22 protein-coding genes and 5 tRNA genes are annotated in these 25,060 nt (G+C 55.0%); 17 read left to right on the plus strand and 10 right to left on the minus strand.

Annotated elements, in window-relative coordinates:
* Positions 1-14: 14 nt before the first annotated feature.
* A complete protein-coding gene (locus tag ACOTW6_RS10085; RefSeq protein ID WP_003860776.1) occupies positions 15-302 on the minus strand; it encodes an HTH-type transcriptional regulator in 288 nt (95 codons plus the stop codon).
* A 330-nt stretch (positions 303-632) separates the two neighbouring features.
* On the opposite strand from ACOTW6_RS10085, the gene ACOTW6_RS10090 reads away from it, so the two are divergent.
* Together ACOTW6_RS10090 and cspE are read left to right on the plus strand one after the other, a co-directional pair.
* Positions 633-1,343, plus strand: coding sequence for a DUF3053 domain-containing protein (locus tag ACOTW6_RS10090; protein WP_017383576.1), 711 nt, complete (start codon positions 633-635; stop codon positions 1,341-1,343).
* A gap of 243 nt (positions 1,344-1,586) precedes the next feature.
* Positions 1,587-1,799: a transcription antiterminator/RNA stability regulator CspE gene (cspE, locus tag ACOTW6_RS10095; RefSeq protein WP_003860775.1), complete on the plus strand. Its 213-nt coding sequence runs from the start codon at positions 1,587-1,589 to the stop codon at positions 1,797-1,799.
* Between the two features lie 58 nt (positions 1,800-1,857).
* Here cspE and ghrB read toward each other — a convergent pair whose 3' ends face one another.
* From ghrB to ACOTW6_RS10125, 6 genes are all read right to left on the minus strand, one after another.
* Positions 1,858-2,832, minus strand: coding sequence for a glyoxylate/hydroxypyruvate reductase GhrB (gene ghrB / locus ACOTW6_RS10100; protein ID WP_121478492.1), 975 nt, complete (start codon positions 2,830-2,832; stop codon positions 1,858-1,860).
* A gap of 27 nt (positions 2,833-2,859) precedes the next feature.
* The gene (locus tag ACOTW6_RS10105; RefSeq protein ID WP_017694735.1) at positions 2,860-4,140 is read right to left on the minus strand and encodes an MFS transporter; all 1,281 of its coding nucleotides are present in this window, start codon (positions 4,138-4,140) and stop codon (positions 2,860-2,862) included.
* A 117-nt stretch (positions 4,141-4,257) separates the two neighbouring features.
* Positions 4,258-5,196, minus strand: a complete 939-nt coding sequence (locus tag ACOTW6_RS10110) for a sugar kinase (protein ID WP_121478493.1) — start codon at positions 5,194-5,196, stop codon at positions 4,258-4,260.
* 3 nt (positions 5,197-5,199) lie between these two features.
* Positions 5,200-5,949: a sugar phosphate isomerase/epimerase family protein gene (locus ACOTW6_RS10115; protein WP_090280560.1), complete on the minus strand. Its 750-nt coding sequence runs from the start codon at positions 5,947-5,949 to the stop codon at positions 5,200-5,202.
* A gap of 102 nt (positions 5,950-6,051) precedes the next feature.
* Positions 6,052-7,068, minus strand: coding sequence for a LacI family DNA-binding transcriptional regulator (locus tag ACOTW6_RS10120; protein WP_015569988.1), 1,017 nt, complete (start codon positions 7,066-7,068; stop codon positions 6,052-6,054).
* Positions 7,069-7,247: 179 nt separating this feature from the next.
* Positions 7,248-7,910, minus strand: a complete 663-nt coding sequence (locus tag ACOTW6_RS10125; protein WP_022650190.1) for an OmpA family lipoprotein — start codon at positions 7,908-7,910, stop codon at positions 7,248-7,250.
* A 122-nt stretch (positions 7,911-8,032) separates the two neighbouring features.
* On the opposite strand from ACOTW6_RS10125, the gene ACOTW6_RS10130 reads away from it, so the two are divergent.
* Complete coding sequence (locus tag ACOTW6_RS10130) at positions 8,033-10,402, plus strand: molybdopterin guanine dinucleotide-containing S/N-oxide reductase (protein ID WP_213789125.1); 2,370 nt, start codon at positions 8,033-8,035, stop codon at positions 10,400-10,402.
* On the opposite strand, the gene ACOTW6_RS10135 is transcribed toward ACOTW6_RS10130, so the two are convergent.
* Together ACOTW6_RS10135 and tag are read right to left on the minus strand one after the other, a co-directional pair.
* The gene (locus ACOTW6_RS10135) at positions 10,371-10,811 is read right to left on the minus strand and encodes an N-acetyltransferase (protein ID WP_213789126.1); all 441 of its coding nucleotides are present in this window, start codon (positions 10,809-10,811) and stop codon (positions 10,371-10,373) included. The two genes, ACOTW6_RS10130 and ACOTW6_RS10135, sit on opposite strands and share 32 nt — an antisense overlap.
* Complete coding sequence (gene tag / locus ACOTW6_RS10140) at positions 10,789-11,370, minus strand: DNA-3-methyladenine glycosylase I (RefSeq protein ID WP_121478496.1); 582 nt, start codon at positions 11,368-11,370, stop codon at positions 10,789-10,791. Before tag ends, ACOTW6_RS10135 begins: the two co-directional genes overlap by 23 nt.
* Positions 11,371-11,530: 160 nt before the next feature.
* On the opposite strand from tag, the gene ACOTW6_RS10145 reads away from it, so the two are divergent.
* The 9 genes from ACOTW6_RS10145 to dppF all read left to right on the plus strand — a co-directional run bounded on the left by ACOTW6_RS10145 (position 11,531) and on the right by dppF (position 21,940).
* Positions 11,531-12,073, plus strand: a complete 543-nt coding sequence (locus ACOTW6_RS10145; RefSeq protein WP_062933156.1) for a hypothetical protein — start codon at positions 11,531-11,533, stop codon at positions 12,071-12,073.
* 237 nt (positions 12,074-12,310) lie between these two features.
* Complete coding sequence (locus ACOTW6_RS10150) at positions 12,311-13,513, plus strand: L-lactate MFS transporter (RefSeq protein WP_023295746.1); 1,203 nt, start codon at positions 12,311-12,313, stop codon at positions 13,511-13,513.
* Positions 13,514-13,751: 238 nt separating this feature from the next.
* Complete coding sequence (gene eptB / locus ACOTW6_RS10155; RefSeq protein ID WP_017383570.1) at positions 13,752-15,446, plus strand: kdo(2)-lipid A phosphoethanolamine 7''-transferase; 1,695 nt, start codon at positions 13,752-13,754, stop codon at positions 15,444-15,446.
* A gap of 91 nt (positions 15,447-15,537) precedes the next feature.
* A tRNA-Pro gene (locus tag ACOTW6_RS10160) sits at positions 15,538-15,614 on the plus strand.
* A gap of 621 nt (positions 15,615-16,235) precedes the next feature.
* Positions 16,236-17,843, plus strand: coding sequence for a dipeptide ABC transporter periplasmic-binding protein DppA (dppA, locus tag ACOTW6_RS10165; protein WP_003860756.1), 1,608 nt, complete (start codon positions 16,236-16,238; stop codon positions 17,841-17,843).
* A 161-nt stretch (positions 17,844-18,004) separates the two neighbouring features.
* Positions 18,005-19,024: a dipeptide ABC transporter permease DppB gene (gene dppB, locus ACOTW6_RS10170; protein WP_006810536.1), complete on the plus strand. Its 1,020-nt coding sequence runs from the start codon at positions 18,005-18,007 to the stop codon at positions 19,022-19,024.
* A gap of 9 nt (positions 19,025-19,033) precedes the next feature.
* Positions 19,034-19,936, plus strand: coding sequence for a dipeptide ABC transporter permease DppC (dppC, locus tag ACOTW6_RS10175; protein WP_017383569.1), 903 nt, complete (start codon positions 19,034-19,036; stop codon positions 19,934-19,936).
* Between the two features lie 10 nt (positions 19,937-19,946).
* Positions 19,947-20,930, plus strand: a complete 984-nt coding sequence (dppD, locus tag ACOTW6_RS10180) for a dipeptide ABC transporter ATP-binding protein (RefSeq protein ID WP_045333501.1) — start codon at positions 19,947-19,949, stop codon at positions 20,928-20,930.
* Entirely contained in the window at positions 20,927-21,940 is a 1,014-nt protein-coding gene (gene dppF, locus ACOTW6_RS10185) for a dipeptide ABC transporter ATP-binding subunit DppF (protein WP_017383568.1), read from the plus strand. The genes dppD and dppF overlap by 4 nt, the downstream gene beginning before the upstream one ends.
* 42 nt (positions 21,941-21,982) lie before the next feature.
* On the opposite strand, the gene coaA is transcribed toward dppF, so the two are convergent.
* Entirely contained in the window at positions 21,983-22,933 is a 951-nt protein-coding gene (gene coaA, locus ACOTW6_RS10190; protein ID WP_015569977.1) for a type I pantothenate kinase, read from the minus strand.
* 317 nt (positions 22,934-23,250) lie between these two features.
* Between coaA and ACOTW6_RS10195 the strand changes: the two genes are divergently transcribed.
* The 5 genes from ACOTW6_RS10195 to tuf all read left to right on the plus strand — a co-directional run bounded on the left by ACOTW6_RS10195 (position 23,251) and on the right by tuf (position 24,995).
* A tRNA-Thr gene (locus tag ACOTW6_RS10195) sits at positions 23,251-23,326 on the plus strand.
* An 8-nt stretch (positions 23,327-23,334) separates the two neighbouring features.
* A tRNA-Tyr gene (locus tag ACOTW6_RS10200) sits at positions 23,335-23,419 on the plus strand.
* A 116-nt stretch (positions 23,420-23,535) separates the two neighbouring features.
* A tRNA-Gly gene (locus ACOTW6_RS10205) sits at positions 23,536-23,610 on the plus strand.
* A 6-nt stretch (positions 23,611-23,616) separates the two neighbouring features.
* Positions 23,617-23,692 (plus strand) — tRNA-Thr (locus tag ACOTW6_RS10210).
* A 118-nt stretch (positions 23,693-23,810) separates the two neighbouring features.
* Positions 23,811-24,995, plus strand: coding sequence for an elongation factor Tu (tuf, locus tag ACOTW6_RS10215; RefSeq protein WP_023323999.1), 1,185 nt, complete (start codon positions 23,811-23,813; stop codon positions 24,993-24,995).
* The last annotated feature ends 65 nt before the right edge of the window (positions 24,996-25,060 follow it).

Below are 25,060 nucleotides of genomic sequence, written 5' to 3' on the forward strand. Positions count from 1 at the left end.
GCAAACAAACTTTATCAGGCTAACTGCTTGCGAAGGTCAGGGTTTGCCTGGATCAGGCGCATCAGCTTTAGCTCGGCTGGGGTAGGTTTTTCACGTTTTGACTCCCACTCCAGCACCATCGCTACGCTGACACCCATCGCTCTTGCGAATTCATCTGTTTTCAGGCCCGATCCTTTGCGTAAACGCTCAAATTCACTAAAAGGATTGGACTTTTGATTCAGGGTAACCGTCGGCGGTACATCTTTAAAAATAATCTGTTCCAGGCTGCTCAGCAGCTCAAACTCAGGATCTTTTAATTCCATTGAGAACTCCTCATAAATCACACATCGGGATCATGAACATCAGAGAGCCTGTTAAGAATAGTCCCTAAACCAGACACAGGATCGTCACGGCTGTGATTAATTGTGCGATAACGATCGCTTTACGCGTTTCAGCTATATGGATAGTTATGCTAATTACCTGATTAGTCATATGTAGGGATGCACAGGTATTTTTTTGTAAATAGTCAGTACAAAAACGGGAATACCCGTTTTGCATGAAAACTCTATCTTGCAAGGCTGACCTGGACTATCCTTGTCAGCGTTGGGCACGCGTGTGCCGGTGTGCGCTTTTTGGGTGAAAGGAGTAATAAAATGGCGACAGGAAAGTCCTGCTCTCGCTGGTTTGCGCCTATTGCGGCGTTGTTGATGGTTGTTAGCCTGAGTGGGTGTTTCGATAAAGAAGGCGATCAGCGCAAAGCGTTTATCGATTTTTTACAGAATACAGTGATGCGTAGCGGCGAGCGTTTACCAACGCTGACTGCGGATCAGAAAAAACAGTTTGGTCCATTCGTGTCGGATTACGCCATTCTGTATGGCTATTCACAGCAGGTAAGCCAGGCGATGGATTCCGGTATTCGCCCGGTAGTGGATAGCGTGAATGCTATTCGCGTTCCACAGGATTATATGACCCAGCGCGAACCGCTGCGCCAGTCAAATGGCGCGCTTGGGGTACTGAGCCAGCAGCTGCAAAATGCCAAAATGCAGGCTGATGCGTCGCGTTCCGCGTTGAAGCAGGGCGAGGATCTCAAACCGGTCTATGACCAGGTGTATGAGAAAGTCGTGACCAAGCCGTCAAACGCCTTGCAACCGCTGATCCCGGCGGCGCAGGTCTTTACTCAGCAGCTGGTTCAGGTGGGTGACTTTATTAGTGAACAAGGTACGCAGGTGAGCTTCGTCTCTAACGGTATCCAGTTCCCGACCTCCCAGCAGGCGAGCCAGTATAACGCGCTGATCGGGCCGCTCGCGTCCCAGCATCAGGCCTTTAGCCAGGCCTGGAGCGCAGCGGTCGCTGCTACGGAATAAGAAAAACCCCCGCTTCGGCGGGGTTTTTTTTATGCTTGATGAAAATAACGCTTGTCATTCATCTACCACATCGGTATAACTATGTTCGTCGGTTTGTTACACAGACCTAAAGCAGTTTAGTAAAGCAGTCCAGATTGTTATCCATAGATACCCTTCGTAGTGACCCTTCCTTCATCGCTTAAAAATCTGTAACGCAATCCATCAAGCCGGAAGGCACAATATATTTTTAATAAGGTAATTTCTATGTCTGCTAAAATGACTGGTCTGGTAAAATGGTTCAACGCTGATAAAGGTTTCGGCTTCATCACTCCTGACGATGGCTCTAAAGACGTGTTCGTACACTTCTCTGCTATCCAGAACGATGGCTACAAATCTCTGGATGAAGGTCAGAAAGTTTCCTTCACCATCGAAAGCGGCGCTAAAGGCCCAGCAGCTGGTAACGTTGTAAGCCTGTAAGCTTCCAGCCCAGTAGCACAAAATTCAAAAACCCGCCTTCTGGCGGGTTTTTTCGTTTCTACTGTTGTATCTGCGGGTTAACGCAGTTCTTATCCACTTTACCGCCGAGCGCGGCAATCAGATTATCCACGGCGGTCGCCGCCATATTGTAGCGTGTTTCATGAGTGGCAGAGCCGATGTGGGGCAGGGCGACGACGTTCGGCATGGTCAGTAGCGGAGAATCCACCGGCAGCGGCTCCTGTTCAAACACGTCCAGACCGGCGGCGTGGATCTCACCGTTTTGCAGTGCCTCAATCAGCGCCTTCTCATCGACCACCGGGCCACGACCCGCGTTGATGAAAATGGCCGATTTCTTCATCTTTTCAAACGCCGCTTTGCCGATGAGATGACGCGTTTCATCCGTCAGCGGCAGGATCAGGCAGACAAAGTCGGCTTCCCGCAACAGCGTATCAAGCTCGCAATAGCGGGCATTGAAACGTTCTTCAGCTTCACTGTGGTGACGGCGTGCGTTATACAGGATGGGCATGTTGAAGCCAAAATGCGCGCGCTGTGCCAGCGCCAGTCCGATACGGCCCATCCCAACAATCCCCAGCGTTTTGCCATGAACGTCCACGCCGAACCAGTCCGGGCCAATGCTTTTCGTCCATTCGCCCGCTTTCACGCGCTCGGCCACTTCCACCACGCGACGGGCGGTGCTGAGCACCAGCGCCATCAGCGTGTCGGCGACGGTTTCCGTCAGGGCATGCGGCGTGTGCATCAGCAGGATGTTGCGTGCGTTTAGCGCATCCACGTCGAAATTGTCGTATCCCACCGAAACGGTTGAGGTAGCACGAAGCTTCGGCATTTTCTCCAGCAGCACTGCATCCACCTTTTCGCTCGAACCCAGCAGGCCCTCGGCGCTGGCAAACGCGTCGGCGTGCTGCGCCACGGTTTCCGGGCTGAGGTTCTTTACCCGGGTAACGGTAAAGTGTTCCTCCAGGCGTTTTTGCAGATCTTCAGGCAGTGCTTTGTACAAAATGACGGACGGCTTCATGCTAATCTCCGTTGATTTTAAAAGGATTCAGGCGTGGCGTGCGCCGACGGGTAGCTGTTGATTATTAGCAGGCTTAACGATCAGAGTAAGCCATACCGAGGCAAAAAGCGCCACCCCCATAAAGATGTAAGAGGCCGACGGGCTGCCGGTGGCGCCGTTCAGATAGCCCACAAACCACGAGCCAAAGAACGAACCCAGCGCGCCCATACTGTTGATCAACGCCATCGCGCCCCCTGCGACGTTACGCGGCAGCATTTCCGGGATGATGGCAAAGAACGGACCATACGGGGCATACATGGCCGCACCCGCAATCACCAGCAGAGTGTACGAGACCCAGAAGTGGTTTGCGCCTACGGCCCAGGAGCCAATGAAGGCAAAAGCAGCGATCAGCAGCAGTGGCCAGACGAACAGCTTACGGTTTTGCAGCTTGTCCGATGCCCAGGAGACGATAATCATCGCGATGGTCGCAGCCAGGTAAGGCACGGATGACAGCCAGCCCACTTCCACCATGCCAAGGTTTTCACCGCCGCTGCGGATAATTGACGGCAGCCACAGCACAAAGCCGTACACGCCAATGCTCCAGGTAAAATACTGTGCGCACAGCAGAATAACGTTCCGGGAGCGGAAGGCTTCGCCGTAGTTACGCACCGCTTTCAGCCCCTGCTGCTCTTTATCCAGCTGCGCCTGGAGCGCGGCTTTTTCGTCCTCAGAAAGCCATTTCGCCTGGGCTGGCTTATCTTTCACCAGCACCCACCAGCAGAAGGCCCAGATAATCGCGGGAACACCTTCGATGATGAACATCTCGCGCCAGCCGAAGGACTGGATCAGATAGCCGGAAACCACCGACATCCACAGCACGGTGACCGGGTTACCGAGTATCAGGAACGTATTAGCACGTGAACGCTCAGATTTTGTGAACCAGTTACTGATGTAAATCAGCATTGCTGGCATGACGGCCGCCTCAACCACGCCGAGAATAAAGCGAATGGCCGCCAGAGCAGGTATGTTATTCACCACGCCAGTAAGCGACGCACAGGCACCCCACAAGATCAGGCAGATGAAAATGAGCTTTCGCACGCTGCGGCGTTCAGCGTAAATCGCGCCGGGGATCTGGAAGAAGAAATAGCCCAGGAAGAAGAGGGCACCCAGCAGGGAGGAGACCCCTTTGGTGATCCCAAGGTCTTCGTTGATCCCGGCGGCGGATGCGAAACTGAAGTTGGCACGATCCAGGTACGCCAGGCTGTACGTGATAAACACGATTGGCATGATGTACCACCAGCGTTTTACTGCATTGGTCGAACTGTTCATAGGCTTGCCTCTGTTGTTGAGGTTGTTGCCGCCGTTGTCTGTAGGGTACACGGTGGCTTAATTATCTGGTGCGGATTGCTGCCCTCACCCTGGTTCTCTCCCGGAGGGAGAGGGAATTTAGACGCTGAGCTCTGCTCGTGTTGGTAATCCTTCGCTGTCGCCCTGCACCTGAATCGCCAGCGAACCAATTTTGTTGCCTCGCGCCACGGCCTGCGACAGCGGTTTGCCCTCCAGCAGGGCGCTGATGACTCCGACGGCAAACCCATCGCCCGCGCCCACGGTATCGACCACGTTGTCGACTTTTACCGCAGCGACGGCGCCTTGCTCGCCGTCGGCAGTTTTGTACCATGCGCCGTCGGCACCGGTTTTCAGCACCACGGCTTTTACCCCTTTGTTGAGGTAAAAATCAGCAATGCCTTCGGGCGTGTTTTCGCCAGTGAGGATCATTCCCTCTTTTATGCCCGGCAGAACCCAGTCCGCCTGAAACGCCAGTCGGTTGAGTTTCTCAGCCATCTCCGCTTCGCTTTTCCACAGTACCGGGCGCAGGTTCGGATCGAAGGAGATCGTTTTGCCCTGCGCTTTCATTGCCGAAGCCGCGTGATCCAGTAAATCGTACGAGCTGGCCGAGAGCGCCGCCGCCACGCCGCTCAGGTGCAGGTGGCGCGCGGAGGAGAAATATGCGGCGTGATAATCATCCACGGAGAGATGGCTTGCCGCTGAGCCTTTGCGGAAATACTCCACGATGGGATCGGTTCCATTTTCAACTTTAGATTTCAGCTGAAAGCCCGTCGGGAAGCGTCCGTCGAGGGTGACGCCGGCGGCATCAATGCCCTCTTTTTTTAGCGAGTCGAGAACGAAATGACCAAAGCTGTCATTTCCCACGCGGCTTACCCAGCCGACATTCAGCCCCAGCCGCGCAAGGCCGGTAGCAACATTCAGCTCGGCGCCAGCCACGCGTTTAATGAAGTGCTCCACTGCGCTCAGCTCGCCCGTTTCGGTGGCGACAAACATCGCCATGGCCTCGCCAATAGTGATAACGTCCAGCGTCTTGTGCATGGTTTACTCCTCGCGCAGCAGGTTGACGTAATGGCGGGTAACGGCGGTGAGATCCGTCCCTTCCAGCGGAAATTCGATACCGCGTGGCGCATCGGCAGGGAGTTGATTAAGCAGATCCCGCCAGCGAGAATCGGTCTGATCCGGCGCGACGGCGCGGAACTGCGCCTTATGTGGGACTGCGGCCTTCACATGAATATAGCTCACGGCGGGAGCCAGCTGACGTGCAGCCTCTTCCGGGGAGTCGCCAACCCACAGCCAGTTGCCCATATCGAACGTCAGCGTGACCGGCAGCGCCATTACCCGGCAGGCGGCTTTGAAGCGCTGCATCGGCGCGAGCTGCCCGCAGTCGGTCTGGTCGTTTTCCACCACCAGCGTCATGCCGCTTTCATCCAGCAGTGTGCGCAGGGCTTCAAGCGGCTGTTTGTCGCTGAAATGACCCAGCGAGACTTTAAGCCACAGCGCGTTCAGGGCGCTGGCTTCGCTAAGGTAGCGCGGGAGATCCGGGTTGAGGGTGCCATCGGGCATAAACAGGGGGGCCGGGGCGGAGTAGCACGCCAGTAACCCCAGCAGTTCAATGGACTCGCCGAGCGCAGGCAGGGCCATTAACTCGTCGTTGCTGAAGAGCTCGCGGCGGATTTCAACGCCATCAGCCCCTGCGCCGGCAATAACGGGAAGCATCGCCCGTTGACCGCCTGCCTGTCGCACCTGGTCCGCGCCATACGCGGCGGTGACCACCATAATTTTCCTGCTCATTTCCTGACTCCAGAGCGTAATCGATAGTATTACGCTAGATGGAACCGGTTCCAAAGAAAAGATCGGGATGCTGAATTTATGATCGCTGTCACGAAGGGAAAATTAACGGGCAGTAGAGCCGCGAACGATCAGCTCGCCGGAAAAAACCTGCTCGCGTACGGCGTCGCGGGTGCCTTCAATGCGGCGAACCACTTGTTCAACCGCGGCATAGCCGATCTGCCAGGTGGGTTGTTTGAGGGTGGTGATGCCTACGCCAGCCAGTTCTGCCCACTCCAGTTCATCAAAGCCAAGTAAGCCGATGTCGCTGCCCCAGTGCAGGCCAATGCGTTTAAGCGAGCGGGCAACCTGAAGCGTCAGCGCCCCGTTCGCGGAGATCACCGCTTTACGCATACCCCGATGACGGGTATGGAACTGGCGCAGGGTATTATCCAGCTGCCCGGCTTCATGCAGGGGGATTTCGGCATTTTCGGCGATCACGCCGGGGTAACGCGCCAGCGTGGCACGAAATGCCGCCAGGCGGTCGCGGCGGGTGTTAACCATGCCCAGCGGTTCGCTCAGGAACAGAATGGCTTCGAAACCCTGTTCAATCAGGTGCTCGGTGGCGGTGGTGGCCGCCTGGGTGTTATCCAGCCCGACCACATCGCAGGCAAATTCCGGGATTTTGCGGTCAATAAGCACCATTGGCAGCGACGATTGTTGCAGGCGATTTAGCCCCTCTTCGCGCATCCCGACGGCATTCACCACAATCCCTTCCACCTGATAGCTGCGCAGCAGATCGAGATAATGCAGCTCCTGATCAACCTCGTTATTGGTGTTACAGACCAGCGGGGTAAAGCCTTTCTCACGGCACGCCGCTTCGATGCCGCTGAGGACGTTAACGGAATAGGGGTTGGTGATATCGGCGATGATAAGGCCAATCAGACGAGTGCGACCCCGCTTGAGACCGCGCGCCATCAGGCTGGGACGGTAGTCGAGATCGGCAATAGCCTGTTCGATTCGCGCCAGCAGCGCATCGGAAAGCAGGTGTTTCTCGCCGTTGAGGTAGCGTGAAATGCTGGTTTTACCGGTTTTGGCGGCTTTCGCCACGTCGCTGATGGTGGCCCGGGTTGGTTTGATCATCGCTGATTTCCCTGAATTTAGTGAGAATACCTTAGCGGGAAAATCTGGCGAATCAAGCTATTTGCCGGGTGGCGCTGCGCTTACCGGAGGTTGCGGTCTGATGCCTTCACCCCAACCCTCTCCCGTGGGAGAGGGCGCAAACACTAAAAACGGCAACGGGGTTGCCGTTTTGCTTTTACCTACTGCACCGGGCTTAACGTAATCTCAACGCGGCGGTTCTGCGCTTTGCCTTCCGCCGTGCTGTTGCTGGCGATCGGGTTAGCCGGACCCATGCCGCTGGTGCGGATGCGGTTCGCTTCAACGCCCTGGGTGATCAGCGAACTGGCCACGGAATCGGCGCGCTGCTGGGACAGACGCATGTTCAGATCCTGGCTGCCGGTGCTGTCGGTGTAACCAATCACGTTCACGGCGGTTTTATTGTACTCTTTCAGCACCGCGGCCACGCCGGTCAGGGTGTTCGCGCCTGCGGGTTTCAGCGTCGCGCTGCTGCTGTCAAAGGTCACGTTGTTTGGCATGTTCAGGATGATGTTGTCACCGCTGCGCGTCACGCTCACGCCCGTACCTTTCATTTTGTCACGCAGTTTTGCTTCCTGCACATCCATGTAATAACCCACGCCGCCGCCCAGGGCTGCGCCTGCCGCTGCGCCAATCAGCGCACCTTTGCCGCGATCTTTCTTGGAGGAGGAGAGTACGCCAACGCCAGCGCCCACCAGGGAACCAATACCCGCGCCAATGCCGGATTTGCCCGCTTCGCGTTCGCCGGTGTATGGGTTGGTTGTGCAGCCTGAAACAGCCAGTGCGCCGCTCACCAGAGCGGCAATAACGAGTACGCGTTTTTTCATCTTATTTCCTTAATCCTTTTTATTCTTTGCCACGACGGACGTGGCAGTGGATTATGACGTCCGGATACGGAGAAAATTCAGTGTATAACTCTGAAATTTGTCACAAACGATAAATTGCCTCAATGAAAGGCCGAAACACCTGCACGCAACCAGGAGCGCACGCTTTGAGCACCTCAACAAAAACCATTCTGACCGCCGCCCACTGGGGGCCGATGCTGGTCGAAACCGATGGCGACACTGTGCTGTCGTCTCGCGGGGCTTTGCCTTCGCGCCATCTCAACTCTTTACAGACCGTCGTTCGCGATCAGGTACACAGCAAAACCCGTGTCCGCTGGCCGATGGTGCGAAAAGGCTTTCTGGCGTCACCGGATAAGCCGCAGGGTATTCGCGGGCAGGATGAGTTCGTTCGCGTGAGCTGGGACGACGCGCTGACGCTGATCCATACCCAGCATAAACGCATTCGCGACACCTATGGCCCGTCGTCCATTTTTGCTGGCTCCTATGGCTGGCGCTCGAACGGCGTGCTGCATAAGGCTTCCACCCTGCTGCAACGCTATATGAGCCTGGCCGGAGGATACACCGGCCATCTGGGCGATTACTCGACCGGCGCGGCGCAGGCGATCATGCCGTATGTGGTGGGCGGGAATGAGGTTTATCAGCAGCAGACCAGCTGGCCGCTGGTGCTGGAGCATGCGGAGGTGGTGGTGCTGTGGAGCGCCAATCCGCTCAACACCCTAAAAATTGCCTGGAATGCGTCCGACGAGCAGGGCGTTTCCTACTTCGATGCGCTGCGCAAAAGCGGCAAGCGCATCATCTGTATCGATCCGATGCGTTCTGAAACGCTGGATTTCTTCGGCGACAGCGCCGAGTGGATCGCGCCGCATATGGGCACCGACGTGGCGATGATGCTGGGTATCGCCCACACCCTGGTGGAGAACGGCTGGCACGATACGGAATTTCTGACGCGCTGCACCACGGGCTTCGATAAATTTGCCGACTACCTGACGGGACAAGCCGACGGTATCGCCAAAACCGCAGAGTGGGCCGCGGCGATTTGCGGCGTTGATGCCGCTAAAATCCGCGAACTGGCGGCGTTATTCCATAGCCATGTCACGATGCTCATGTCCGGCTGGGGGATGCAGCGTCAGCAGTTTGGCGAGCAGAAGCACTGGATGCTGGTGACGCTCGCCGCGATGCTCGGACAGATTGGCACACCCGGCGGCGGTTTTGGCCTTTCCTATCACTTTGCTAACGGCGGCAACCCCACGCGTAAAGCCGCGGTGCTGGCTTCCATGCAGGGCTCGGTGCAGGGGGGCGTGGACGCTGTGGATAAAATTCCGGTGGCACGCATTGTTGAAGCCCTGGAGAACCCTGGCGGGTTTTATCAGCACAACGGCCAGGATCGTCATTTCCCGGATATTAAGTTTGTCTGGTGGGCGGGTGGGGCCAACTTCACCCATCACCAGGATACCAACCGCCTGATCCGTGCCTGGCAGAAACCGGAGCTGGTGGTGATCTCGGAGTGCTTCTGGACCGCGTCAGCGAAACATGCCGATATCGTTTTGCCCGCCACGACCTCGTTCGAGCGTAACGATCTCACTATGACCGGGGATTACAGCAACCAGCATATGGTGCCAATGAAGCGCGTCGTGGCTCCCCGGGATGAAGCGCGGGATGATTTTGATGTCTTTGCCGACCTGAGTGAAATGTGGGAAGCGGGCGGGCGGGAGCGATTCACCGAGGGTAAAACGGATCTGCAATGGCTGGAAACGTTTTACCAGATTGCCAGCCAGCGCGGGGCTGCGCAGGGCGTGACGCTGCCGCCATTTGCTGAATTCTGGGAGGCGAATCAACTTTTCGAAATGCCGGAAAGCGAGCAGAATGCGCGGTTTGTGCGCTTTGCTGACTTCCGTCGCGATCCGGAGAATCACCCGTTAAAAACCGAAAGCGGGAAGATTGTGATCTACAGCGAACGCATCGCCAGCTTTGGCTACGCGGACTGTCCGCCGCATCCGGCGTGGCTGGAGCCGGACGAATGGCATGGCAATGCGCAGCCGGGGCAGCTTCAGCTGCTGTCTGCCCATCCCGCCCATCGTCTGCACAGCCAGCTCAACTATTCGGCTCTGCGCGAGCAGTATGCGGTGGCCGGTCGTGAGCCGATCGCGCTGAACAGCGATGACGCAAAGGCGCGGGGGATTAACCACGGCGATCTCGTTCGAGTCTGGAACGCGCGCGGGCAGGTGCTGGCAGGCGCTGTGGTGAGTGACGGGATCCGCCCTGGCGTTTTCTGCATTCATCAGGGCGCATGGCCGGATCTGGCGCTGGACGAGGGCGGTATTTGTAAGAACGGCGCCGTAAACGTGCTGACCAAAGATCTCCCCAGCTCGAAGCTGGGGAATGGCTGCGCGGGGAATACGGCGCTGGCATGGGTGGAAAAATATGAGGGGCCAGCGCTTACCCTTACGGCGTTTGATCCGCCTGCCAGCTCATGATCCACGTCGGGTGTTGGGTATCATCCTGCCAGGCGCTGTCTTCGATGCGAAAACCCTGAGCATGATAGAAATTCACCGCCCGCACGTTTTTCTGATACACCTCCAGAGTTAAATACGGATAGTGCTGCTGAACGTGGTTCAGCAGCGCACGCCCGATCCCCTTTCCGATGAACGCCGGGGCGATAAATAGCGCCCCCACGAACTGGAACTGCATGACGCTGATAAAACCGCACAGGGTACCGTTTTCTTCCCAGACCCAGGTCTCGGCGGCGGGAAGGTATTCATCCCGCACTACCGCTTCATTCGCTTGCCAGTAACTTGCATCGATAAACGGATGCGCCTCGGTGGTGCTCTCCAGCCACAGACTCAAAAGCGGAGCGGTGTTCTCACTTTGCCATTTGCGGATCATGGTGGCCCTCCGGATGGCAGAAGCAGCCCGTAATGTGGTCATTGACCAGCCCGCAGGCCTGCATAAAAGAGTAACAGATGGTGGTGCCCACAAACTTGAAGCCGCGTTTTTTCAGCGCTTTCGACAGGGCATCTGAGGCGGGGGTCGATGTTGGGATCTCTGCAAGCGTGGCGGCCTGCGTCACCTTCGGCTCGTTATCCACAAACGACCAGACAAATGCTGAGAAGGGTTCGCCGTTTTGCTCCATCGCCAGATAAGCCCGCGCGTTACCAATAATGGCCTGAATTTTACCGCGATGGCGGATGATACCGGTATCCAGAACCAGCCTTTCCACGTCTTCGTCGGTCATGGCGGCAACCGCTACCGGATCGAACTGGTGGAAGGCTTTGCGATAGTTCTCACGCTTTTTCAGAACGGTGATCCACGACAGTCCGGCCTGCTGGCCTTCAAGGCAAATCATTTCAAACAGTTTTTTACCGTCGGTTTCCGGTACGCCCCATTCCTTGTCGTGATAATCGATATAAAACTGATCCTGGCTTACCCAGCCGCAACGTTGCATAGGTCATCTCCCTTCCTGATACGGTAAACGCAAAAATTTCAATCTGCCCGGCTTGACGTGTCTGCTAAAGAGACAATAGTTAATACAGGGCTATACGCCCTAATACCTCTTCGAACAATGACATATATCGCCGAACTCGGCTCTTTCTGGAGTCGCTTTGATGATGATAAAAAAAATCAGTGGTCGCCATGCTGCTTCTGGCCTGGTGGGTGTTTCAGCCTGCCTGCTTTTTTGTAACACCGCTTTTGCGTGGCAACAGGAATATATCGTTTCAGATGCACAAAGTAATACGACGGAACGCTATACATGGGACGCCGATCACCAACCTCGTTATGAAGATATTCTCGCGGAGCGTATTAACCATTCGCAGAATGCTGCGGGGTTTGCCCTGAACGACCCATCCGGTTCAGATGCGGAAACCGTTCTGAGCGTTGGCTGGAATTTTCCCGTGGCGGGACATTTCACCACCGGGCCCGTCATGGCGTGGCGCACTGATGGCGCTCCCCCCGTACCGGTGAATGCGTTTGAGGATACAACCACCACGCAGTCGCTTACCGATCCACTCTGGCATGCCAGCGTGAACTCGTTGGGGTGGCGTGTCGATACGCAGTATGGTGATTTACATCCCTGGGCGAAGATCAGCTATAACCAACAAGCTGAAGAAGAATATTTATATACGCTGGGATTGAGCGCCAAATTTTAAAGGTTGTTATTTTTTTAAACGCTACGATAACATATTTTATACAATGATGACGGGGTCTGGAGCGATAGTACTCACTAACAGGACAGCGCTTCATTCTCCGGCAAGGTCATTCATTCCCGCTTCCAGGCATTTCATTCCGTTTCTCCTGCATTTCATGCCATTTTACCCCTGGCGTTATGGGGTTTTGTTTATCGTGTCCTCAGCGAATTTCCTTAATTTATCTTGCAGGACACTGCCATGAACACATCAACTTATAACCGCACGCGTTGGCTGACGCTATTCGGCACCATCGTTACCCAGTTCGCACTGGGATCGGTCTATACCTGGAGCCTGTTTAACAGCGCCCTGTCTGATAAGCTCGGCGCGCCAATAAGCCAGGTGGCGTTCTCCTTCGGCTTGCTGAGTCTTGGGTTAGCAATTTCCTCTTCCGTGGCGGGTAAACTTCAGGAGCGCTTCGGCGTGAAGCGTGTAACCATGGCCTCCGGGATCTTGCTGGGCGTGGGCTTCTTCCTGACGGCATATTCCGACAACCTGATGATGCTGTGGCTGAGCGCCGGGGTGCTGGTGGGGCTGGCGGACGGCGCAGGTTACCTGCTGACGCTGTCTAACTGCGTGAAGTGGTTCCCGGAGCGTAAAGGGCTTATCTCCGCGTTTGCCATTGGCTCATATGGCCTGGGCAGCCTCGGCTTCAAATTCATCGATGCGCATCTGCTGGCCTCGGTGGGGCTTGAGAAAACCTTTATGATCTGGGGCGTGATTGTGCTGGTGATGATCCTCTTCGGCGCAACGTTGATGAAAGACGCGCCGCAGCAGGAAGTGAAAACCGTTAACGGTGTGGTGGAGAATGATTTCACCCTTGCACAGTCCATGCGTAAACCGCAGTACTGGATGCTGGCGGTGATGTTCCTGACGGCCTGCATGAGCGGTCTGTATGTCATCGGCGTGGCGAAAGATATCGCGCAAGGGATGGTAAAACTGGACGCGGCGACGGCGGCGAACGCGGTAACGGTTATCTCCATTGCTAACCTCTCGGGTCGTCTGGTGCTCGGTATCCTGTCTGACAAAATCGCCCGCATCCGCGTGATTACGCTGGGGCAGGTCATCTCTCTGGTGGGCATGGCGGCGCTGCTGTTTGCACCGCTGAACGAAGCGACATTCTTTGCGGCGATAGCCTGCGTAGCCTTTAACTTTGGCGGTACCATTACCGTCTTCCCGTCGCTGGTGAGCGAGTTCTTCGGCCTGAACAATCTGGCGAAAAACTACGGTGTGATTTATCTCGGCTTCGGTATCGGCAGTATTTGCGGGTCGCTGATTGCCTCGCTGTTTGGTGGCTTCTACGTGACATTCTGCGTGATATTTGCCTTGCTGATTATTTCACTGGCACTGTCCACCACGATTCGTCAGCCGCAGCGCGAGGTATATAAAGAAGCGCATGCATGATTCGATAAAAAGGGGCCGCAGGGCCTCTTTTTTTATCGCAATATCACTTCCGGACTTGTTATTTTGTAAAAATTTTCATCGATTCACATTCTCTGCTGCCACTTTTCTTCCTCGCTGTGGTCTACTTATCGCGCTTGTAGACGTTTCTGATAACGGTTTATCTCGCACCTACTTACTCTGTCTGCTTTCTCAATGAGATTCGGCGGGTCTTTATACCCCTTCCCCCAGGGTTGTTTGCATGAAATATATCAGGTCTCTTACCCAGCAAAGATTGTGTCTGATGCTGGCTGTCTATATCGGTTTGTTTCTGAATGGCGCGGTGCTGTTCAGAAGAGTGGAAGGTTATTTTGAACACCTCACCGTAAGAAACGGAATTTTCGCCGCGATTGAAGTGTTTGGCTCAATTCTGGCAACCTTCTTCCTGCTACGTCTGCTCTCGCTTTTTGGCAGACGTACATGGCAGGTTCTGGCCTCGCTGGTGGTGATTATCTCTGCCGCCGCAAGCTATTACATGACATTCATGAACGTAGTCATTGGCTACGGTATTGTGGCCTCGGTGATGACCACGGACATCGACCTCTCGAAAGAGGTGGTGGGACAAGGGTTCATCATGTGGACGATTTTGACCTGCCTGATCCCGCTCTTCTTTATCTGGAGTAATACCTGTCGCTATACCCTGTTACGCCAGCTGCGTACCCGTGGGCAACGCATTCGTAACGTCGCCGTCGTTCTTCTGGCGGGTCTGCTGGTATGGGCGCCTATTCGTCTGATGGAAAAACAGCAAAAACGGATCGAAAAAGCGACAGGCGTAGATATGCCAAGCTATGGCGGCGTGGTGGCTAACTCGTATCTGCCGTCTAACTGGCTGTCGGCGTTAGGTCTTTATGCCTGGGCCCAGGCGGACGAATCCAGCGATGTGAAATCGCTGATTAACCCGACCAAAAAGTTCACCTACCAGGCTCCGGCTGACGGGCTGGATGATACTTACGTGGTCTTCGTTATCGGCGAAACGACGCGCTGGGATCATATGGGTATTCTCGGTTATGACCGCGATACCACCCCGAAACTGGCGCAGGAAAAGAACCTGGTGGCATACCGCGGCTACTCCTGCGATACCGCCACGAAGCTCTCGTTGCGCTGTATGTTTGTTCGTGAGGGCGGTGCGAGTGATAATCCTCAGCGCACTCTCAAAGAGCAAAACGTGTTTGCTGTTCTGAAGCAGCTTGGATTTAGCTCCGATCTGTTCGCCATGCAAAGTGAGATGTGGTTCTACACCAACACCATGGCGGATAACATCGCTTACCGCGAACAGATTGGCGCCGAGCCGCGTAACCGCGGAAAGAACGTTGATGACATGCTGCTGCTCTCTGAGATGGAACAGTCGCTGAAAAACCATCCGCAGGGTAAGCACCTTATTGTTCTGCATACCAAAGGGTCACATTACAGCTACTATCAGCGTTACACGCGCGATTTCGCTAAATGGACGCCTGAGTGCGTCGGCATTAACAAGAACTGTAGCAAGCAGGAGCTGATCAATGCCTATGATAACTCGATTCTGTATGTGGATACCTTCCTCAGCCGGGTGATCGACCAGCTTCGCGATAAGAAAGCGATTGTGATTTACGCGGCCGACCACGGCGAGTCCATCAACGAGAAAGAGCATTTACACGGCACGCCGCGTAAGCTGGCCCCGCCTGAGCAGTTCCGCGTGCCGATGATCATGTGGATGTCGGATAAGTATCTGGAAAACCCGGACAAAGCCAAAATGTTTGCCCATCTGAAACAGCAGGCAGAGATCAAGGTACCGCGCCGTCACGTTGAGCTGTACGACACCATTATGGGTTGTCTCGGCTATACCTCACCGAACGGTGGGATTAACGAAAACAACAACTGGTGTAAACTCCCTGATAACACCACAAAAGCCGCGCAGTAGCTGGTCTGGCGAGAATATCGCCAGTTGAATGGCTTTTTGAAAATAAGGGATTGACGGGGGCGCACCTCAGCAGTAAGATGCGCTCCGCATTCGGCGAGTAGCGCAGCTTGGTAGCGCAACTGGTTTGGGACCAGTGGGTCGGAGGTTCGAATCCTCTCTCGCCGACCACATTCTAAAAAGGGCTAACCGCAAGGTTAGCCCTTTTTGCATTAACGCGTTACCCCGCACGAGTCCTCAAAATACCCCTTAGCCCTGCTTCCCCCTGCCTGCTTGCGGTTTTGTGACATAATCCATTGTATTTTTTTATATATAGTTTGATCTTTTTTCGCGTTGCTTATGGATAACCTCAGCATTTTTCGCTGTGCGTTTTAACGTTCGCGGTATTTAGTGCTCAGATAATCACCATTCTGTAAGAAAATTTACCCATTCTGAATAAAACTTAATCACTGAGTGTTGCGAAATATGAAGATAATTGTGCTGCATCATGGCGAGTAGCATAAATTTCTCTGCTGAAAACTCACGGTCAGGGTTTTTTTAATCTTTGTTTGCGGTTTCTCACACTCCACGTAAATCCCCGCCACCTGTATTGACGTTTTCACATTCTGTTGACAGATTGTAGGGCACGAGGGGCATTTCAGGGAGGATCTGCGCTGCAACTCAAACGCTCTTCTGAAAGGATTCTCTATCCCTTTTAACGCCTTCGGGCATCACCGACCGGACCGGGTAAAAAATAAATAAAGGTCAGGCGGCGTAACACAACAAAGCAAAACATCACATTGGAGCACAATAATGAGTATTTCCTTGAAGAAGTCAGGGATGCTGAAGCTTGGTCTGAGCCTGGTGGCCATGACCGTTGCAGCAAGCGTACAGGCAAAAACCCTGGTTTACTGTTCTGAAGGCTCTCCGGAAGGCTTTAACCCACAGCTCTTTACCTCTGGTACGACTTACGACGCAAGCTCTGTACCGATCTATAACCGTCTGGTTGAATTTAAAACCGGCACCACGGAAGTAATTCCTGGCCTGGCTGAAAAGTGGGATATCAGCGAAGACGGTAAAACCTATACCTTCCACCTGCGCCAGGGCGTGAAGTGGCAGGACAGCAAAGAATTTAAACCTACGCGCGACTTTAACGCCGACGACGTTGTGTTCTCCTTCGACCGTCAGAAAAATGCCCAGAACCCGTACCATAAAGTGTCTGGCGGCAGCTATGAATACTTCGAAGGGATGGGTCTGCCAGACCTGATCGCTGAAGTGAAAAAAGTGGACGATAAAACCGTTCAGTTTGTACTGACGCGTCCGGAAGCGCCATTCCTGGCTGACCTGGCGATGGACTTCGCCTCGATTCTCTCTAAAGAGTACGCGGACAACATGCTGAAAGCCGGCACCCCGGAAAAAGTGGACCTGAACCCAATCGGTACCGGCCCGTTCCAGCTGCTTCAGTACCAGAAAGATTCCCGTATTCTGTATAAAGCCTTCCCGGGCTACTGGGGCACCAAGCCGCAGATCGACCGCCTGGTCTTCTCCATCACGCCTGACGCATCCGTGCGTTACGCAAAATTGCAGAAAAACGAATGTCAGGTGATGCCGTATCCAAACCCGGCTGACATCGCGCGCATGAAGCAGGACAAAAATATCAACCTGCTGGAGCAGGCGGGCCTGAACGTGGGTTATCTCTCCTTCAACACCGAGAAGAAACCGTTCGATGACGTGAAAGTGCGCCAGGCGCTGACTTACGCGGTGAACAAAGAAGCGATCATCAAAGCCGTTTACCAGGGCGCGGGCGTTGCGGCCAAGAACCTGATCCCACCAACCATGTGGGGCTATAACGACGACATTAAGGACTACACCTACGATCCTGAGAAAGCGAAAGCGCTGCTGAAAGAAGCGGGCCAGGACAAAGGCTTCACCGTCGAGCTGTGGGCGATGCCGGTACAGCGTCCTTACAACCCGAACGCACGTCGTATGGCGGAAATGGTTCAGGCTGACTGGGCGAAGATTGGCGTACAGGCCAAGATTGTGACCTACGAGTGGGGCGAGTACCTGAAGCGCGCCAAAGCGGGCGAACACCAGGCGGTCATGATGGGCTGGACCGGCGACAACGGGGATCCGGACAACTTCTTCGCGACCCTGTTCAGCTGTGCGGCAGCGAAAGACGGTTCCAACTACTCTCGCTGGTGCTACAAGCCGTTTGAAGATCTGATCCAGCCGGCGCGTGCGACCGACGATCACAACAAACGTATCGAACTGTACAAGCAAGCTCAGGTTGTCATGCACGATCAGGCTCCGGCGCTGATTGTTGCTCACTCCACCGTGTACGAGCCAGTGCGTAAAGAAGTGAAGGGCTACGTGGTCGATCCACTGGGCAAACACCACTTCGAAAACGTGTCTGTTGAATAATAAGTAGGGTGTTCTCCCTCTCCCTTTGGGAGAGGGCAGGGGTGAGGGTCGTGCATGCCCCCCCTCACCCTAACCCTCTTCCACAGGGAGAGGAAATTTACATTTGTGAGCAATACAGACGTCATGCCACTGGGCGTGCGTCATCAGAGAGAATCCGGGTTATGTTGCAGTTCATCCTCCGACGTCTGGGACTGGTTATCCCGACGTTTATCGGTATCACCCTTCTCACTTTTGCCTTCGTCCATATGATCCCGGGTGACCCGGTAATGATTATGGCAGGCGAGCGTGGTATCTCCCCTGAACGTCATGCGCAACTGCTGGCTGAACTCGGCCTTGATAAGCCGATGTGGCAGCAGTATCTCCACTATATCTGGGGCGTGTTGCACGGCGATTTAGGGATTTCACTGAAAAGCCGTCTTCCGGTGTGGGACGAGTTCGTGCCGCGCTTTAAAGCGACGCTGGAACTCGGTATCTGCGCCATGATCTTCGCGACCGCGGTAGGGATCCCCGTTGGCGTACTGGCTGCCGTTAAGCGTGGCTCTATTTTCGACCACACCGCTGTTGGCCTGGCACTGACCGGCTACTCCATGCCTATCTTCTGGTGGGGCATGATGCTGATCATGCTGGTCTCGGTGCAGTGGAACCTGACGCCGGTCTCCGGACGCGTCAGCGATATGGTTTTCCTTGACGACACCAACCCGTTAACCGGCTTTATGCTGATTGATACGGCGATCTGGGGCGAAGAGGGCAACTTCATTGATGCGGTTGCGCACATGATCCTGCCTGCAATGGTGCTGGGCACCATCCCTCTGGCGGTGATCGTGCGTATGACCCGTTCCTCCATGCTGGAAGTGCTGGGCGAGGATTATATTCGTACTGCCCGCGCTAAAGGCCTGACCCGTATGCGCGTCATCATCATTCATGCCCTGCGTAACGCTATGCTGCCGGTGGTGACCGTTATCGGTTTGCAGGTCGGTACGCTGCTGGCGGGGGCGATCCTGACCGAAACCATCTTCTCCTGGCCGGGTCTTGGACGCTGGCTGATTGATGCGCTGCAACGCCGTGACTATCCGGTTGTGCAGGGCGGTGTACTGCTGGTCGCGACGATGATTATCCTCGTCAACCTGCTGGTCGATTTGCTGTACGGCGTGGTGAACCCGCGTATTCGTCATAAGAAGTAAGGGGCCATCATGTCACAAGTTACTCAAAATAAAGTGGTCACCGCACCGGTGCCAATGACGCCGATGCAGGAGTTCTGGCACTACTTCAAGCGCAACAAAGGCGCGGTCGTCGGGCTGGTGTATGTTTCCATCATGATCCTGATTGCGGTGTTTGCGAACTTCCTTGCGCCGTATAACCCGGCTGATCAGTTCCGCGATGCGCTGCTGGCACCTCCTGCATGGCAGGACGGCGGAAGCCTGACGCACCTGCTGGGCACCGACGACGTGGGCCGCGATGTGCTGTCGCGCCTGATGTACGGCGCACGCCTGTCGCTGCTGGTTGGCTGCCTCGTTGTCGTACTGTCGCTGATCATGGGGATCGTACTCGGCCTGGTGGCAGGCTACTTCGGCGGCATTGTTGATAACATCATCATGCGCGTCGTCGACATTATGCTGGCATTGCCAAGCCTGCTGCTGGCGCTGGTGCTGGTGGCGATCTTTGGTCCGTCGATTGGTAACGCCGCGCTTGCGCTGACGTTTGTTGCGCTACCGCATTACGTGCGTCTGACCCGTGCGGCGGTGCTGGTGGAAGTGAACCGCGACTACGTTACCGCCTCTCGCGTGGCGGGTGCCGGTGCGATGCGTCAGATGTTTATCAATATCTTCCCAAACTGCCTTGCGCCGCTGATCGTTCAGGCGTCGCTCGGTTTCTCTAACGCCATTCTTGATATGGCCGCTCTTGGCTTCCTTGGCATGGGTGCGCAGCCGCCAACACCGGAGTGGGGCACCATGCTCTCCGACGTGTTGCAGTTCGCGCAAAGCGCCTGGTGGGTCGTCACCTTCCCGGGTCTGGCGATTCTGCTGACGGTGCTGGCATTTAACCTGATGGGTGACGGTCTGCGTGATGCACTTGATCCCAAACTGAAGCAGTAAGAGGCACGAGATGGCGTTATTAAATGTAGATAAATTATCCGTGCACTTTGGCGACGAAGGCACACCGTTTCGCGCCGTGGACCGCATCAGCTACAGCGTTAATCAGGGCGAAGTGGTCGGGATTGTAGGAGAGTCGGGCTCCGGTAAGTCAGTGAGTTCGCTGGCGATTATGGGGCTGATTGACTACCCCGGACGCGTGATGGCGGAAAATCTGGAGTTCAACGGTCAGGATCTGAAGCGCATTTCCGAAAAACAGCGCCGCCAGCTGGTGGGCGCGGAAGTGGCGATGATCTTCCAGGATCCCATGACCAGCCTGAACCCGTGCTACACCGTGGGTTTCCAGATTATGGAAGCCATTAAGGTGCATCAGGGTGGTAACAAGAAAACCCGTCGCCAGCGTGCTATCGATCTGCTGAACCAGGTGGGGATACCTGACCCGGCATCGCGTCTGGACGTTTACCCGCATCAGCTTTCCGGCGGCATGAGCCAGCGCGTGATGATCGCCATGGCGATTGCCTGTCGACCAAAACTGCTGATTGCGGATGAACCAACTACCGCGCTGGACGTGACCATCCAGGCGCAAATCATCGAGCTGCTGCTGGAGTTGCAGCAGAAAGAGAATATGGCGCTGGTGCTGATTACGCACGACCTGGCGCTGGTGGCGGAAGCGGCACACAAAATCATCGTGATGTACGCGGGTCAGGTGGTGGAGACCGGAAGTTCGCACGATATCTTCCGCGCGCCGCGTCATCCGTATACGCAGGCATTGCTGCGTGCGCTGCCGGAGTTTGCCCAGGACAAAGCGCGTCTGGCGTCGTTGCCGGGCGTGGTTCCGGGTAAATATGACCGTCCGCAGGGCTGCCTGCTGAATCCGCGCTGCCCGTATGCGACGGATAAATGCCGCGCCGAGGAGCCAGAGCTGAATCTGCTGGCCGATGGTCGGCAGTCAAAATGCCACTACCCACTCGATGATGCCGGGAGGCCAACACTATGAGTACGCACGAGGCCACCACGCAACAGCCGCTGTTGCAGGCTATCGACCTGAAAAAACATTACCCGGTGAAGAAGGGGATTTTTGCCCCCGAGCGCCTGGTAAAAGCGCTGGACGGCGTCTCCTTCAGCCTTGAACGCGGTAAAACGCTGGCGGTCGTCGGGGAGTCGGGCTGTGGGAAATCCACGCTGGGCCGTCTGCTGACGATGATCGAAACGCCAACCGGCGGCGAGCTTTACTATCAGGGACAGGATCTGCTCAAGCACGATCCGCAGGCGCAGAAGCTGCGCCGCCAGAAAATCCAGATCGTATTCCAGAACCCGTACGGCTCTCTGAATCCGCGGAAGAAAGTCGGGCAAATTCTGGAAGAGCCGCTGCTGATTAACAGTAATCTGAGCAAAGAGCAGCGTCGTGAAAAAGCGCTGGCGATGATGGCGAAAGTAGGGCTTAAAACCGAGCATTACGATCGCTACCCGCATATGTTCTCTGGCGGTCAGCGTCAGCGTATTGCCATCGCCCGTGGGTTGATGCTTGACCCGGACGTGGTGATTGCCGATGAGCCGGTCTCAGCGCTTGATGTGTCCGTTCGTGCGCAGGTGCTTAACCTGATGATGGATTTACAGCAGGATCTTGGGCTGTCGTACGTCTTCATCTCCCATGACCTGTCCGTGGTTGAGCACATTGCCGATGAGGTGATGGTGATGTATCTGGGACGCTGCGTGGAGAAGGGGACGAAAGATCAGATCTTTACTAACCCGCGTCATCCGTATACCCAGGCGCTGCTGTCTGCGACGCCGCGGCTGAACCCGGATGACCGCCGTGAGCGCATCAAGCTGACCGGCGAGTTGCCAAGCCCGCTGAACCCACCGCCGGGATGTGCGTTCAACGCCCGCTGCCGTCGCCGCTTCGGTCCGTGCACGCAGTTGCAGCCACAGCTGAAGGATTATGGCGGACAGCTGGTGGCCTGCTTCGCGGTCGATCAGGATGAAAACGGCGAAAAGCCGCAGGCATAAATAAAAAAACCGGCGCTAAGCCGGTTTTTTTACGTCTGAGATCTACTTCCGTAAACGAATCTGGTCGACGGCGTGTTTCTCACTCTTGGTGAGGATCAGGCTTGCACGTTCGCGAGTCGGCAGGATGTTCTCTTTGAGGTTGACATAGTTGATCTCATTCCACAGCCCGGTCGCCACGCTGATAGCCTCTTCTTCAGAGAGCTGGGCGTAGTTGTGGAAGTAGGAATCCGGGTCGGTGAACGCCCCTTCGCGGAACTTCAGGAAGCGGTTGATATACCAGCGTTGCAGCAAATCTTCCGGCGCATCGACATAAATTGAGAAATCGACAAAGTCAGAGACAAACACATGATGCGGATCGTGAGGGTAATCCATCCCGCTTTGCAGGACGTTTAAGCCTTCCAGAATCAGGATGTCGGGCTGCACAACCGTTTTGTCACCGTCCGGGATGCGGTCGTAGATCAGATGCGAGTAAACCGGCGCGGTGACGTGAGGTACGCCTGATTTTAAATCGGAGACAAACTTTACCAGGCGGTGCATATCATAAGAGAGCGGGAAGCCCTTCTTTTTCATCAGACCGCGTTCTTTCAACACCTCGTTGGGATGCAGGAAGCCGTCGGTGGTGATCAGCTCCACGCTGCGGTGTTCCGGCCAGCGGCTCAGCAGCGCCTGTAGCACGCGCGCGGTGGTACTTTTACCCACTGCCACGCTACCCGCAATACTGATGATATAAGGAATACGTTGACCGTTCGTGCCGAGGAATTGTTCCAGTACGGCCTGACGACGCAAATTGGAGCTGATATAGAAGTTAAGCAAGCGAGAGAGGGGGAGATAGATTTCTGCCACCTCTTCCAGTGAGAGATCTTCGTTTATCCCTTTTAGCCGTGCGATTTCACCTTCCGTCAGTGTCATAGGGACGGAGTCACGCAGGGCTGCCCACTGGCTACGGTTAAACTGAAGATAGGGCGTCATTAACGTTTGCTCTTTTTTGCTCATAAGCATGCTTCTGTGAACCATCACGAAACGGCGGGTGCGGGCTCATCACATAGTTAATTTTGGACAATGGGCAGGAGGTTAACACCAGATGAGAGGAATAATAAGAAAAAATATGGGAAAGCGATGCTTAACCGGGCAGGCATCACCTGGGGCTATAGCGTGCCGAAATCAGGCGTTCATGTTGAATTTTTAACCGTGAGCGGATGAATTTACAGCGGTTAGCCCTGGTTTCGAATAAAATGTGAGCGAAAGAACGTTTTATGCAATTTTTTAGTTGCATGACTGCGCAGGTCTCCATAGAATGCGCGCTACTTGATGCCGACTTAGCTCAGTAGGTAGAGCAACTGACTTGTAATCAGTAGGTCACCAGTTCGATTCCGGTAGTCGGCACCATCAAGTCCGGTGGGGTTCCCGAGCGGCCAAAGGGAGCAGACTGTAAATCTGCCGTCACAGACTTCGAAGGTTCGAATCCTTCCCCCACCACCACTTTCTGGCAGCGTCAACGCCGCCGGAGCTGGTTGGAAAAATTGACCAGCTCGAACAGAAAAGAGAGAAATCTCTTTTTTTGTTACAGAAAGAACTGGGTAGCCGAGTTTCAGGATGCGGGCATCGTATAATGGCTATTACCTCAGCCTTCCAAGCTGATGATGCGGGTTCGATTCCCGCTGCCCGCTCCAATACGTGCTGATATGGCTCAGTTGGTAGAGCGCACCCTTGGTAAGGGTGAGGTCCCCAGTTCGACTCTGGGTATCAGCACCACTTCACTTCTCCCTCCCTTTCTCTCTGTTTCAATGTAAATGTATTCAACAGTTCAGGCATTTTCGCCTGGTTGATGTGGTGATATCACCGATTTATCCGTGTCTTAGAGGGACAATCGATGTCTAAAGAAAAGTTTGAACGTACAAAACCGCACGTTAACGTCGGTACTATCGGCCACGTTGACCATGGTAAAACAACGCTGACCGCTGCAATCACTACCGTACTGGCTAAAACCTACGGCGGTGCTGCTCGTGCTTTCGACCAGATCGATAACGCACCAGAAGAAAAAGCTCGTGGTATCACCATCAACACCTCTCACGTTGAGTATGACACCCCGACTCGCCACTACGCACACGTAGACTGCCCAGGCCACGCCGACTATGTTAAAAACATGATCACCGGTGCTGCGCAGATGGACGGCGCGATCCTGGTTGTTGCTGCGACTGACGGCCCTATGCCTCAGACTCGTGAGCACATCCTGCTGGGTCGTCAGGTAGGCGTTCCTTACATCATCGTGTTCCTGAACAAATGCGACATGGTTGATGACGAAGAGCTGCTGGAACTGGTAGAGATGGAAGTTCGTGAACTGCTGTCTCAGTACGATTTCCCAGGCGACGACACCCCAATCGTTCGTGGTTCCGCGCTGAAAGCGCTGGAAGGCGACGCAGAGTGGGAAGCGAAAATCATCGAACTGGCTGGCTTCCTGGATTCTTACATCCCAGAACCAGAGCGTGCGATTGACAAGCCATTCCTGCTGCCAATCGAAGACGTATTCTCCATCTCCGGTCGTGGTACCGTTGTTACCGGTCGTGTAGAGCGCGGTATCATCAAGGTTGGCGAAGAAGTTGAAATCGTTGGTATCAAAGAGACTGCGAAGTCTACCTGTACTGGCGTTGAAATGTTCCGCAAACTGCTGGACGAAGGCCGTGCTGGTGAGAACGTTGGTGTTCTGCTGCGTGGTATCAAACGTGAAGAAATCGAACGTGGTCAGGTTCTGGCGAAGCCAGGCTCAATCAAGCCACACACCAAGTTCGAATCTGAAGTGTATATTCTGTCCAAAGACGAAGGCGGCCGTCATACTCCGTTCTTCAAAGGCTACCGTCCACAGTTCTACTTCCGTACAACTGACGTGACCGGTACCATCGAACTGCCAGAAGGCGTAGAGATGGTAATGCCAGGCGACAACATCAAGATGGTTGTGACTCTGATCCACCCAATCGCGATGGACGACGGTCTGCGTTTCGCAATCCGTGAAGGCGGCCGTACCGTTGGCGCGGGCGTTGTTGCTAAAGTTCTCGGCTAATCGCTGATAACATTTGACGCAATGCGCAATAAAAGGGCATCATTTGATGCCCTTTTTGCACGCTT

Origin of the sequence: Enterobacter cloacae complex sp. IR5403, assembly GCF_049238705.1 — a bacterium.
In the GTDB taxonomy this organism is placed as follows: Bacteria; Pseudomonadota; Gammaproteobacteria; order Enterobacterales; family Enterobacteriaceae; genus Enterobacter; species Enterobacter hormaechei_C.